We start from the raw sequence: 12,890 nt of genomic DNA on the forward strand, positions 1-12,890 counted from the left end.
TCTTCCCGTGTTTCCCTTGTGGTTCCCTGCGTACGATCGCCCGGTCAGGCGCCGGTCAGGCACCGGTCAGCCGGTCGTCGATGACACGCCCGTCGAGCAGGGTGACGATGCGGTCGGCGTACTGCGCCATGTTGTCGTCGTGCGTGACCAGCACGATGGTCTGATCGAGGTCGCGTGCGAACGAGCAGATCATCTCCATCACGTCGACCTTGGTCTTCGAATCGAGGTTGCCGGTCGGTTCGTCGGCGAACACCACCTCGGGTTTGGCGACGAACGCGCGGGCGATGCCGACGCGTTGCTGCTGGCCGCCGGACATCTGCGTCGGATAGTGCGTGAGTCGTTTGCCGAGGCCGACGCGCCTGAGGATGCCGCGCGCGGCCGCCTCACGCCGTTCCTTCGGCACGCCTCGGAACATGAGCGGCATCGCGACGTTCTCGACGGCGTTGAGGTTCGGCAGCAGGTTGTACGACTGGAACACGAACCCCAGATGACGTTGGCGGAAGGCGGCGAGCTCGCGTTCGTCGAGCGCGGAGACGACCACTCCCCCGATGCGCACGCCGCCGCGCGTGGGCTTCTCCATGCCCGCGAGCTGGTTCAGCAGCGTCGACTTGCCGGAGCCGGATTCGCCGTAGATGCAGCAGATCTGGCCGCGCGGGATGGTCAGGTCGATATCGTCGAGCGCGACCACGGTCTCGTCGGCCGCGGGGTATTCCTTGCGCAGGTGACGCACCTCGATCATCGGATGTGATGGCGGCATGGCTCTTCTCCCTCGTTCGTCGCCGTTGGCGGACGTACGCGCACGGTCCGGCATGCCGGTGCGACGTGTCCGACCGGCAGGCCGACGGGACCGCGCGTTGGTGCCCAGTCTATAGCTCGGGGGAATCCCCCGCATCCCCCATACCCCTTAAGGGTGTCACCGGAGGTCGAGATACGGACGCCCATCCCACGCAACGGGACGGGCGAGGGCATAGGCCGGAAAAGAACAAACACCTTGGAATCATTGGGATTCCAAGGGTTTCACCAGTGACCCCGGCCGGGCTCGAACCGGCGACCTACAGATTAGAAGTCAGTTGCTCTATCCAGCTGAGCTACGGGGCCAAACTCGTGACATTGTAATAGCCGGGGTGGAACGACACGAATCGACGACCTGCAGATTCCCTACAGATTAGAAGTCAGCTGCGGTATTCGCGGTCGGAGATCATGCGGCCGGACTGATCGAGCGCGGTGGAGAACCGGCCGTAGTCGGACAGGATGATGCCCATGTACAGCATGTCGACGAGGGCGACGTGGGCGACGCGCGAGAAGATCGCGTTGCCGTAGATCGTCTGCGTACCCGATCCGGTGATCAGCGTGACGTCGGCGGACCCGGCGAGGGGCGAACCGACATGGTTGGTCACCGCGATGGTACGCGCGCCGGCGGCCTTCGCCAGACGCAACGCTTTGACGGTGTCGGCCGACGAGCCGGAATGCGAAAACGCGATGGCGACATCCTCGTCACGCAGATGCCCGGCACCGATCTGCTGCAGGTAGGCGTCCGTGTTGAGGCGGCAATCCAGCCCCAGATACATCAGCTTCGTGAACAGATCGGTGGCCGGGACCAGCGAGTTCTCGACACCATAGATATCAATGGCATGCGCATCGGCCAGCAGCGCGGTCGCCTTGCGGAACGCCTTGACATCGAGGGAACGACGGAGTTCCTCGATGAGCGAGGCGGCCCCCGCGGCGGCCTTGGCGGGCACGTCCTCGGGGCTGTCCCACGGGTTGAGGTCGAATCCCTCGAGGGGGTCGAACGTCACCTGATGTTCCGCTTCGGGATGACGCAGCACATACCGCAGTTCGCGGTAGCCGCCGAAACCGAGCTTGCGCGAGAAGCGGATGACCGTGGGCTGGCTTACGTGCGTCGCCTCCGCGAGCTGGCCGACGGTCAATCCCGCCGCCTCTTCGATATGATCGCGGATGTAACGCGCGACGGCCCGTTCGGCCGGGCGAAGCGAGGGGTATACGTGATCGATACGCTCGCGGATTCCCACCGAAGACTGCACGGTCCCATCTCCTACAACGTCACGCCTATGATGCTCTACGCTTTCGTAGCCTAACCGTTGCTGGTGTGTTGCCGGATGACATAACCCGACTTCCAAGTGAACCGTCCGTTAACTTTTTCGAGGCTCCAGACGCACTCTCGTGCCGATCTCAGACGAGTCATACGACGTCAGCAGGCAGGTGACCACGGAATCGAACCTGTCGACCGCGTCACTCTGCACGATGACGACCGGTCTGGGTTTGCTCGCATATCCGTCCGCATGAAGAGTCCAGATCTCACCGCGCCTCATCGGACATCCTCAACGCGAGTCCGCTGGCATAGTCAGTGGCCTCCCGCTCGGAGGCGAACGACTCGGCCTCCTCACGGGGCACACGCACCGCATAAGGGAAACCGCGGTAATCATTGAACGCGCTGATGAACATACGCAGCGCATCGGCCGGGGTAATGCCGAGCCGCTTGGTGGTCTCCCTGAAAAGCGCCGCCTGATCATCGTCAACGCGAGTGGCAATCTGCATGCTCATGTTAACTCCTTATTTTTATTTAGTATCATTTTATACCAAATTGCATTCAATGCAATTGAGCTCAACAACCAGTCATGCGACGCAGTCCATCACCGACACCAGGAAACCGTAAGCTACGTAGCAAGCAGTCGCGGCAAGTCAAAGAAGACATCGCGAAACCGATTGTGACCGCGCTCACATGCACAATACGCACATCGTATCGCCCCAAAACTACGTGGACTACATCCCCCACAGGTAGTTTCACTCGCTGTTCACCGTACTTTCAGTCAGGTTTCCCCGGCATGCGGCAGAGCGACGCCGAAACGGAACCATCATGGAAATTGCGCACGGCGGACGGCAATGCCCGAACGGACACAACCGAACGGACACAACCGAACGCGGGGCGCAGCGGCGAGCAGTCTCTAGCCGTGACAACACAGTGCTGAACACACAGTGCATACCTGCATAACTGAACAACAACTGAACATCGATCACGGCGATGAACCCGTGGGGGCCAATACAACCCGCGGGAACGGAGCCACACCATAGAGCGGACCCGGACAACGGGCCGCATGATGAGAGGCAGTCGAAGAATATGCTCGAACTCAAGAACATCACCAAGTCGTTCGGCGACACCCACGTCCTGAACGGCATCAGCCTGGAACTCGACAACGGCAAGATCATGTCCATCCTCGGACCCTCCGGCGGCGGCAAGACCACGCTGCTCAACATCATCCTCGGCATCACCGAGCCGACGGGCGGGCAGCTGATCTACAACGGCGAGGACCTGACCCACGTGCCGATGGAGAAGCGCGGCTTCAACATCGTGTTCCAGGACTACGCCCTGTTCCCGAACCTCACCGCCTACGAGAACATCACCTACGGCCTGAGGAACAACCCCGGCATCTCCTCCGAGAAGGAGATCAAGGAGATGATCTCCCTGCTCGGCCTCGAGGAGCACCTGAACAAGCACATCGACGAGCTCTCCGGCGGTCAGAAGCAGCGCGTGGCGCTCGCCCGCACGCTGGTGATGAAGCCGAAGCTGCTGCTCCTCGACGAGCCGCTGTCCGCTCTGGACGGCGTGATCAAGGAGTCCATCAAGGCCAAGATCAAGCAGATCGTCGAGCAGTACAACCTCACCACGATCATGGTCACCCACGATCCGGAGGAGGCCTGCACGATGAGCGACAAGGTCCTCATCATCAACCAGGGCAAGGTCGCGCAGTACGACAGCCCGGAGAACATCATCGAGCACCCGGCGTCCGACTTCGTCAGGAAGTTCATCCTCCACCAGCTCGAGGTCAAGCGCAACAACATCTACACCCTGTTCAACGAGGGCGATCAGGACGCGGCCAAGGCCAACGCCCAGCTCGCCGCCGCAGGTCAGGAGGCCTGAGACCCATGTCGGCTGAATCCATCCAGGCGGGCAAGCAGCTGCCCAACATCCGCCCCGAGATCCACAACTACGAGGCCCGGCCGTCCAAGCCGAAGCAGACCGAGCTGTGGACCCTCCTCGTGATCGTGGCGGTGTGCTTCCTCGGCTTCCTCGTCGTGCCGATGATCCTCGTGATCATCCGCTCGTTCACCACCGCCGGCGGGGCCGCCACCCTCGAGAACTACACGACGATCCTCTCCAGGCCCGAATTCGGGCGGTCGATCACCAACTCGCTGACCGTGGCCGCGGTCTCCGCGCTCGTCGCCGTGATCCTCGCGTTCCTGCTGTCCTACACCATCAACTGCACGAACGTGCCGCGCGGCCTCAAGAAGGCCATCGCCCTGCTCGCACAACTGCCGATGCTCCTGCCGACCATCACCTACGGCTTCGCGATCATCTACTCGTTCGGCAAGAACGGCCTGATCACGCAGCTCATCGGCCACCCGCTGTTCGACATCTACGGCTTCAACGGCCTGCTGATCGGCTACGTGATCTACACGCTGCCGACCTGCTTCCTGCTGATCAACAACAGCTTCCAGTTCGTCGACAAGAAGTTCATCATCGTCTCCCACATCATGGGCGACAAGCCGTTCACGACGTTCCTCAACACCGTGCTGCGCCCGCTGGTCGGCACGATGGCCGTCGCGTTCATCCAGTCGTTCTTCCTCGCGTTCACCGACTACGGCATCCCGACCTCCGTCGGCGGCGAGTACGACGTGCTGGCCATGACGCTGTTCAACCAGATGCTCGGCTCGATCCCGAACTTCAACCGCGGCGCCGTGATCGCCGTGTTCATGCTCATCCCCTCGATCATCTCGATCATCCTGATGACCGTGCTCGAGCGCTTCGCGATCCGCTACAAGCAGATCAGCCAGGTCGACCTGCCCAAGGGCAAGAGGCGCGACTGGATCTGCGGCATCCTGTCCGTCGTGACGCTCGTGTGCGTGCTCTCCGTGTTCCTCGTGATCCTGCTCATCCCGTTCGTTCAGGAATGGCCCGACCACCTCGGCTTCACCCTCTCGCACATCGCGAACCTGTTCGTCGACTCCCAGCTGACGCAGGTGTTCGTCAACTCGCTGTACGTGGCCGCGATGACCGCCATCTTCGGATGCGTGTTCGTCTACGCCGCAGGCCTCGTGACCTCCCGCTCGAAGCTGCCCGGCTGGGCCCGCCGCTCGGTCGACGCGATCTCCGCGATCATCAACACTGTCCCGGGCATGGTGCTCGGCATCGCCTTCCTGTTCGCCTTCTCCGGCTCCCCGCTGCAGAACACGTTCTGGATCCTGATCATCGCGAACATCGTGCACTACTTCGCCACCCCGTACCAGATGATCAAGGACTCCCTGACCAAGATGAACGCGGGATGGGAGACCACCGCCAAGCTGATGGGCGACAACTGGATCAAGACCCTGATCCGCGTGGTCACCCCGAACGCGTGGCCGACCCTGCTGCAGATCTTCGGCTACTACTTCGTCAACGCGATGGTCACGATCTCCGCGGTCGTGTTCCTCACCGGCGCCCGCACGCAGGTCATCACCACGAAGATCTCCGCCCTGCAGCACATCGCCAAGTTCGACGACGTGTTCGTGCTCTCGCTGCTCATCCTCGTCGTCAACCTCGTGGTCAAGGGCCTGATCGCCCTGTTCACCCGCGACCGCTCCAAGGAGCGCGCGAAGGCGAAGGCCAAGGAGCGCGCCGCCGTGAAGACCCCGCAGGTCGCCGCCTCGTTCAGCACCGTCAGGCCCAGCAGCCAGCTCACGACCGCCGCGGCCACCTTCCAGCTGCCGAGCGACGGCAACCGCAAGGCCAAGGGCCTGCTCACCGGCATCGCCTCGGCGGTGTGCGTGGCGCTGCTCGTCACCTTCGGCGCGGTCTCGACCTCCGCGGCCGCGGCCGGAGGCAAGGTCGTCATCTACACGAACGCCGACGAGGAGGCCGTCACTGCCTTCGAGCACGCGCTCGACGACAACGGCTACAAGGACCAGTACATCATCCAGGAGTTCGGCACCTCCGAGCTCGGCGGCAAGATGCTGGCCGAGGGCAAGGCGCTCGAGGCCGACATGCTGACGATGAGCTCCTACTACGTCGACTCCGCGCAGGAACGCAACCACATGTTCGCGAACCTGACCGACGTGCACACCAAGCTGCTCGGCGACACGGAGAACTCGAAGGCCCCGGCCTACCGCTCCCCGACCACCGCGCAGGAGGGCGCCATCATCATCAACACCGAGGCCCTCAAGGCCGCCGGCGTCGAGGCCCCGAAGAGCTACGCGGACCTCGCCAAGCCCGAGTACAAGGGACTCATCTCCGTGCCGGACATGGAGGGCTCCTCCACCGGCTGGCTGATGATCCAGGCCATCGTCGACGCCTACGGCACCGGCGAGAAGGGCAAGCAGATCCTCACCGACATCTACCGCAACGCCGGCCCGCACCTCGAACAGTCCGGCTCCGGCCCGCTCAAGGCCGTGCGCGCCAAGGAGGTGGCGATCGGCTTCGGTCTGCGTCACCAGGCGGTCGCGGACAAGAAGAAGGGCCTGCCGATCGACTACGTCGACCCGACCGAGGGCAACTACTCGCTGACCGAGTCGGTGGCCGTGCTCGACAAGGGCAACGCCACCAACCCGAAGGCGCAGAAAATGGCCGGAATCATCATCGACAAGGGCCGCAAGGAACTGCTCCAGACCTACCCGACCCCGCTGTACGAGGGCGAGAAGGCCCCTGCGAACGCCTCCAAGCGCTCCAAGTCGTTCCCCGAGCCGCTGACCGTCGACCTGCTCCAGCAGCATCAGGACTTCTCGTCCGAATGCAAGCGGATCGCGCAGGGCGAGGCGTAAAGCGGTAATGAACAAACCGGTGGGAGGGCGGTTCACGTTGCCCGACACACTCAAGGCCGTTCGGCCAAGCCTACGGTCGGACAACGCAAACCGCCCTCCCACCTCCGTTCCAGCGCGACCTCGCCGCAGCGTCAAATGAACGCAAAGCGAACGCAACTAGCAAACTAGATTCGACACTCCGCCCGCAGGGCGAAATCTACGTAGAAATTTTCAAAAACTCTCTTCGTGATTACACTCTGCGGGCGGAAGCCATATTCGGACACATTTTCAGCGCTTCAACGCTTCACAAACCCAAGCTTCATAACTGAATACCGCAACAACCAAGACCACAAACAAACAGCACCCCCGCTCCCCCGACCTCCACGACGAGAAGCGAAGGACATCGACAAGGAAAGGAAACCACCATCATGGCGAACGAATACAAGCTGCTGACCCCCGGCCCGCTGACCACCACCCGCACCGTCAAGGAGGAGATGCTCTTCGACCACTGCACCTGGGACGAGGACTACCAGCAGATCACCCAGAAGATCCGCCACCAGCTGCTCGAGCTCGCCCACGCCGACGACGGCGCCCACACCGTCGTGCTCATGCAGGGCTCCGGCACCTTCGGCGTCGAAAGCGTCCTGACCTCCGTGATCGGCAAGGATGAGAAGGTCCTGCTGTGCACCAACGGCGCGTACGGCGACCGCCAGGTCAAGATCTGCGAGCACGCCGGCATCGCCTACACGCAGTACGCCGAGCCGTACGACCGCATCCCGGACGCCAAGCGTGTGGCCGAGTACCTGGACGCCGACCCGTCCATCACCCACGTCTCGATGATCCACTCCGAGACCACCTCCGGCCTGCTCAACGACATCCAAGCGGTTGCGGCCGTGGCCAAGAAGCACGGCTGCACCTTCATGGTGGACGCCATGAGCTCCTTCGGCGGCGTCGACATCCCGGTCGCCGACTGGGGCATCGACTTCCTTGTCTCCTCCGCCAACAAGTGCATCCAGGGCGTGCCCGGCTTCAGCTTCATCATCTGCGACACGGCCAAGCTCGAAGCTTCCAAGGGCAAGGCGCGCAGCCTCTCTCTCGACCTGTGGGACCAGTGGAACACCCTCGAGAAGGCCAACGGCAAGTGGCGCTACACCTCCCCGACCCACGTCGTGCTCGCCTTCTCCAAGGCTCTCGACGAGATGTTCGCCGAAGGCGGCATCCCCGCCCGCTCCGCCCGCTACGCGCTCAACAACCACCTGCTGATCGCCCGCATGGAGGCCCTCGGCTTCCGCGTGTTCCTCAAGGACCACCAGGGCCCGATCATCACCACGTTCCTCTACCCGGAGGGCACGCAGTTCGACTTCCACGACATGTACGAGTTCATCAAGGAGCGCGGCTACGCGATCTACCCGGGCAAGCTGACCGATGAGGAGACCTTCCGCCTCGGCAACATCGGTGAGATCTACACCGACGACATCGAGAAGGTCACCGAGCTGCTGGCCCTGTACATGGGCGAGCGCGGCCTGCTGGCCGCCGCGACGGGCCTCGACTCCGTGCCGGCCGCGATCGCCGCGATGGACGCCGCCGGCGAGCCGATCAAGGCCGCCGCCCCGGCAAACGTCAAGCTCACCGCCTGATTCCCAAGCGGCCGTGCGGTGGGGACGGGTGTGTGTGCAGGACACACTCAAGGCCGTTCGGCCAAGCCTACGGTCCTGTACACACACCCGACCCCACCTTGTATCAACAGCAATCGAATATTCACGTTTTCACTCAGGAGATTCCATTATGACCAAGCGTTTTGAGGCCGTCATCTTCGATTGGGCCGGCACTACCGTGGACTACGGCTGCTTCGCCCCCGTCAAGGCGTTCCAGGAGGCGTTCAAGGAGTTCGGCGTCGAGCCGACGATGGACGAGACCCGCAAGCCGATGGGCATGCTCAAGCACGACCACATCAACACCATGCTGCACATGGACCGCATCGCCCGCGCATGGGAGGACAAGCACGGCGCCGCCCCGACCGACGCCGACACCGACGCCGTGTACGCGCACTTCGAACCGAAGCTGCTGTCGATCCTCGACGGCTTCGCCGATCCGAAGCCGGGCGTGATCGACGCCGTCACCGAGCTGCGCGCCGAGGGACTGAAGATCGGTTCGACCACCGGCTACACCGACAGGATGATGGAGATCGTCGTGCCGAAGGCCGCCGAGAACGGCTACGCCCCGGACTTCTGGATCAGCCCGGACGGCACCAACGGCTTCGGCCGCCCCTACCCGTACATGGTCTTCAGGAACCTCGAGAAGCTCGGCGTGACCGATGTGCGCCGCGCGGTCAAGGTCGGAGACACGCTCTCCGACATCCGCGAGGGCAAGAACGCCGGCGTGTTCACGGTGGGCGTGACCGAGGGCAGCTCGCAGATGGCGTTGAGCCAGGACGAGTTCGAGGCACTGTCCGATCAGGACAAGGCCAAGGCGCGCGACGCGGCGCGCGACGCGTTCGTCGCCGCCGGCGCCGACGCGGTCATCGACACGATGGCCGAGCTGCCGACCCTGCTCAAGCAGATCGCCTGACTCGCCACGGCTAGACAGCCAACCGGCTTACGAGGGGTACATTCCGTCCTTTGCGGACATCCATCTCGCTTATGAGGGGTACCGTACCGGAGTATCCCATGGCCGAAAACGGCTTCGTCCCATTGCGGACAAGCCGTTTTCGGCCATTTGTACTTGTGACAGGTACCCCTTGCAAGCAAGATAGACATCCGCAAAACGAGGAATGTACCCCTCATAAGCGAAAAACGACAGCTACGGGCACTACGGCGACGCTATGTGCGCCGTGCCCGAAGGTCACGCCCGTATCGCGTTCAGCGATTCGCCGATCACTTGAATGCCCCTCTCCAGATCGGCCGCGTCGGGACGGACCATGTTGAGGCGGATGTGGCCGTCGTCGCTCTCGTCGACGTCGAAGACGCCGCCGGGCATGAACGTGACGCCCTTCGCGCGGCATCGGGAGAGCAGATCGAGCGCACGCACGCCGTCGGGCAGCGTGATCCACACGTAGTAGCCGCCTTGGGGATGGGTCCATCGCGCGCCTCGGGGCGCGTACCGTTCCAGTGCCTCGAGGACCGTGTCGCGTCGCGTGCGGTACGCGGCGGCGAGGGACGCCACATGCCCGGCGATGCGACCCTCCTTGAGCAGTTCCAGGCAGATGCGCTGCGAGGACGTGCTCGTATGCTGGTCGACCATGCGACGCAGCGCCGCGAGACGCGCGATGACATGCGGGTCAGCCACGACCCATCCGGTGCGCAGTCCCGACGTGACGGTCTTGGAGAACGTGGACAGGTACATCACGTAACCGCTGTTCTCCATGCCGGCCAACGGGACGGGACGGGGGCCCCGCCCGTACCACAGGTCGCCGTACGCGTCGTCCTCGACGATGAGGCACTGGTAGCGGCGGGCCACGTCGACGAGCGTGCGCCGGCGTTCGATCGGCATCGTCGTGCCCGTGGGGTTATGGAACGTGGGGATCGTGTAGATGAGCTTCGGACGGAATCGGGCGCAATAGCCCTCCAGCAGATCGGCGCGCATGCCGTCCCCGTCGACGGGCACGCCGACGATGCGCGCGTCGGCCGAACGGAAGGTCTGCAACGCGGGGAAGAACGTGGATTGCTCGACGAGCACGCAGTCGCCCGGATTGACGAACGCGCGCACGATCAGGTCGATGCCCTGCTCGGAGCCGGACAGGACCATGACGTTGCGCGCATCGCAGCCGACGCCGCGGTCGCGCATGTGCTCCGCCAGCAGCTCCCGCAGCTCGTCGAACCCCTCGATCGGGGATTCGGGCTGACCGTCGAACTCGCGCGAGGAGAACGCTTCGAGACTCACCGCGCGCAGCAGGTCGTCGGGGATGTCGGCCGGGTTCGGCGAACCGGTGGCGAAATCGATGGGATGCGGACGGGCGTCATCGCCGGCGCCCCGGTTACCGCCCCGCTGCGCACGGTCCGCCTCGGCGATGTCGTGGTAGGTGAACCGGTTGGAATAGTCGGAGAACAGGACGGACCACGGCGGACGGATGACGGGCGGCTCGCCGGATGCGCCATCGGTATCGACGGACACGGGCGGAACGGATGCGACCGTCGTGCCCGATGTAACGGATGCAGAAGGCGTGGCCGGCAGCACGAAGGTGCCCTTGCCGACCTTCGAGGCGATGAGCCCCTCGTCCTTCAGCTGCTGGTACGCCTGCAGGACGGTGGTGCGATTGACCCCGAGGCGGGCGGCGAGCTCGCGCTCGGGCGCCAGCCGGTAGCCTTCGGCGAGCGCGCCCGAGACGATCGACTCGCGCAGCTGGGCCGCGAGCTGCCGGTACATCGGCACGCCGGAGCGCCGGTCGACGGTCAATCGCATCGCAATCCCACCTTTCTGGATTCCTGCCTCCACACCACCACCGTCCGAATCTATAGGATCGGACGAAATGCCACCCCATTCGGCTAGAGCGAGAGGAACAGTTCGTGGATGCGGGTGTCGTCGGTGAGCTCGGGGTGGAACGCGGTGGCGAGGATGTTGCCCTGCCGCAACGCGACCGGATGCCCGTCGACCTCCGTCTCGACTTGCGCCTCGGGGCCGACCGAGACGACGTAGGGGCCGCGGATGAACACGAGCGGGAATCCGGCGATTCGCCACGGGTCGTCCGGCGCGCCGAAGTCGGCGGTCGTCTGGAAGCTGCCGAGCTGGCGTCCGTACGCGTTGCGGCGTACGACGGCGTCGAGCGCGCCGAAGTAGACGTTCGGGTCGTTGTCGAGCTTGCCGGCGAGCAGGATCATGCCGGCGCAGGTGCCGAACACCGGCTTGCCGGCCCTGATGTGCTCGGCGATCGGCTCGAACAGGCCGGTCGAGCGCAGCAGCTTGCCCTGCGTGGTGGATTCGCCGCCGGGCAGGATCACCCGGTCGATGGAATCGTCGAAGTCCTCGGCGGCGCGCAGCAGCTTCCACGGGGCGCCGAGCCTGTCCAGCACGGCGGCGTGTTCGGCGAACGCGCCCTGCACGGCGAGGATGCCGGTCACGCCATGCTTCGCGTGTTCGGCGTCGTCGGACTCCTCCTTGGAGATGTATTCAACGGCTACGACCATGCTGTCTTCCGCTCCCCGTCACTCGCCTCGGGCGGCCATGATGGTCTGGATCTCGTCCTCGTTGATGCCGACCATCGCCTCGCCGAGGTTCTCGGAGAGCCTGGCGAGCAGGTCGGCGTCCTGCCAGTTGGCGGTCGCCTTGACGATGGCGGCGGCGCGCTTGGCCGGGTCGCCGGACTTGAAGATGCCGGAGCCGACGAACACGCCCTCGGCGCCGAGCTCCATCATCAAGGCCGCGTCGGCCGGGGTGGCGACGCCGCCGGCGGCGAAGTTGACGACGGGCAGACGGCCGTTGTCGTGCACGTACTTGGCGAGGTCGTACGGCACGGCGAGCTGCTTGGCCGCCTCGTACACCTCGTCGTCGCGCAGGGAGACGAGCTCGTGGATCTGCTTGTTCATCGTGCGCATGTGACGCACGGCCTGGATCACGTCGCCGGTGCCGGGCTCGCCCTTGGTACGGATCATCGCGGCGCCTTCGGCGATGCGGCGCAGGGCCTCGCCGAGGTTCTTCGCGCCGCACACGAACGGCACGTCGAACTGGCGCTTGTCGATGTGGTAGACGTCGTCGGCCGGGGAAAGCACCTCGGACTCGTCGATGTAGTCGATGTCGATGGCCTGCAGAATGCGGGCCTCGGCGATGTGGCCGATGCGCACCTTGGCCATGACCGGGATGGACACGGCCTCCTGGATGCCCTTGATCATGGCCGGGTCGGACATGCGGCTCACGCCGCCGGCGGCGCGGATGTCGGCCGGGATGCGCTCCAGGGCCATGACGGCGCACGCGCCGGCGTCCTGGGCGATCTTCGCCTGTTCGGGCGTGGTCACGTCCATGATCACGCCGCCCTTGAGCATCTGGGCCAGATTACGATTGAGTTCCGCACGATCCTGCGTCATGAGTATTCCCTTCGTGTGTGATAATGTGCGAACAACTGTCGGAACGGCGTGTTCACGCGTTCCGTTGCGTTCATTATCAGCCGCGAC

11 protein-coding genes and 1 tRNA gene are annotated in these 12,890 nt (G+C 64.2%); 4 read left to right on the forward strand and 8 right to left on the reverse strand.

Annotated features, from left to right (window positions below; all coding sequences use genetic code 11):
* Positions 1-55: 55 nt before the first annotated feature.
* From CSQ85_RS04805 to CSQ85_RS04825, 5 genes are all read right to left on the reverse strand, one after another.
* Positions 56-757, reverse strand: coding sequence for an ABC transporter ATP-binding protein (locus CSQ85_RS04805; protein ID WP_190972895.1), 702 nt, complete (start codon positions 755-757; stop codon positions 56-58).
* Between the two features lie 267 nt (positions 758-1,024).
* Positions 1,025-1,098: transfer RNA gene (locus CSQ85_RS04810), tRNA-Arg, on the reverse strand.
* 74 nt (positions 1,099-1,172) lie between these two features.
* Complete coding sequence (locus tag CSQ85_RS04815; protein ID WP_150383112.1) at positions 1,173-2,042, reverse strand: MurR/RpiR family transcriptional regulator; 870 nt, start codon at positions 2,040-2,042, stop codon at positions 1,173-1,175.
* A 108-nt stretch (positions 2,043-2,150) separates the two neighbouring features.
* Entirely contained in the window at positions 2,151-2,330 is a 180-nt protein-coding gene (locus tag CSQ85_RS04820) for a type II toxin-antitoxin system PemK/MazF family toxin (protein WP_150383113.1), read from the reverse strand.
* Positions 2,317-2,562 (reverse strand): type II toxin-antitoxin system RelB/DinJ family antitoxin, encoded by a 246-nt coding sequence (locus tag CSQ85_RS04825; protein WP_150383114.1) that lies wholly within the window; start codon positions 2,560-2,562, stop codon positions 2,317-2,319. Before CSQ85_RS04825 ends, CSQ85_RS04820 begins: the two co-directional genes overlap by 14 nt.
* Positions 2,563-3,136: 574 nt before the next feature.
* Here CSQ85_RS04825 and CSQ85_RS04830 point away from each other — a divergent pair.
* The 4 genes from CSQ85_RS04830 to phnX all read left to right on the forward strand — a co-directional run bounded on the left by CSQ85_RS04830 (position 3,137) and on the right by phnX (position 9,357).
* Entirely contained in the window at positions 3,137-3,937 is an 801-nt protein-coding gene (locus CSQ85_RS04830; protein WP_107041491.1) for an ABC transporter ATP-binding protein, read from the forward strand.
* A gap of 5 nt (positions 3,938-3,942) precedes the next feature.
* Complete coding sequence (locus CSQ85_RS04835; protein WP_223846845.1) at positions 3,943-6,810, forward strand: extracellular solute-binding protein; 2,868 nt, start codon at positions 3,943-3,945, stop codon at positions 6,808-6,810.
* Between the two features lie 407 nt (positions 6,811-7,217).
* Positions 7,218-8,426, forward strand: coding sequence for a 2-aminoethylphosphonate--pyruvate transaminase (gene phnW / locus CSQ85_RS04840; RefSeq protein ID WP_150383115.1), 1,209 nt, complete (start codon positions 7,218-7,220; stop codon positions 8,424-8,426).
* Positions 8,427-8,574: 148 nt separating this feature from the next.
* Complete coding sequence (gene phnX / locus CSQ85_RS04845) at positions 8,575-9,357, forward strand: phosphonoacetaldehyde hydrolase (protein WP_150383116.1); 783 nt, start codon at positions 8,575-8,577, stop codon at positions 9,355-9,357.
* A 273-nt stretch (positions 9,358-9,630) separates the two neighbouring features.
* Here phnX and pdxR read toward each other — a convergent pair whose 3' ends face one another.
* From pdxR to pdxS, 3 genes are all read right to left on the reverse strand, one after another.
* Positions 9,631-11,187, reverse strand: a complete 1,557-nt coding sequence (pdxR, locus tag CSQ85_RS04850) for a MocR-like pyridoxine biosynthesis transcription factor PdxR (protein WP_150383117.1) — start codon at positions 11,185-11,187, stop codon at positions 9,631-9,633.
* Positions 11,188-11,270: 83 nt separating this feature from the next.
* Positions 11,271-11,909 (reverse strand): pyridoxal 5'-phosphate synthase glutaminase subunit PdxT, encoded by a 639-nt coding sequence (pdxT, locus tag CSQ85_RS04855; RefSeq protein WP_150383118.1) that lies wholly within the window; start codon positions 11,907-11,909, stop codon positions 11,271-11,273.
* 18 nt (positions 11,910-11,927) lie between these two features.
* Complete coding sequence (gene pdxS, locus CSQ85_RS04860; protein ID WP_107041486.1) at positions 11,928-12,803, reverse strand: pyridoxal 5'-phosphate synthase lyase subunit PdxS; 876 nt, start codon at positions 12,801-12,803, stop codon at positions 11,928-11,930.
* Positions 12,804-12,890: the final 87 nt, after the last annotated feature.

The organism is Bifidobacterium rousetti (assembly GCF_008698235.1).
Classification (GTDB): Bacteria; Actinomycetota; Actinomycetes; order Actinomycetales; family Bifidobacteriaceae; genus Bifidobacterium; species Bifidobacterium rousetti.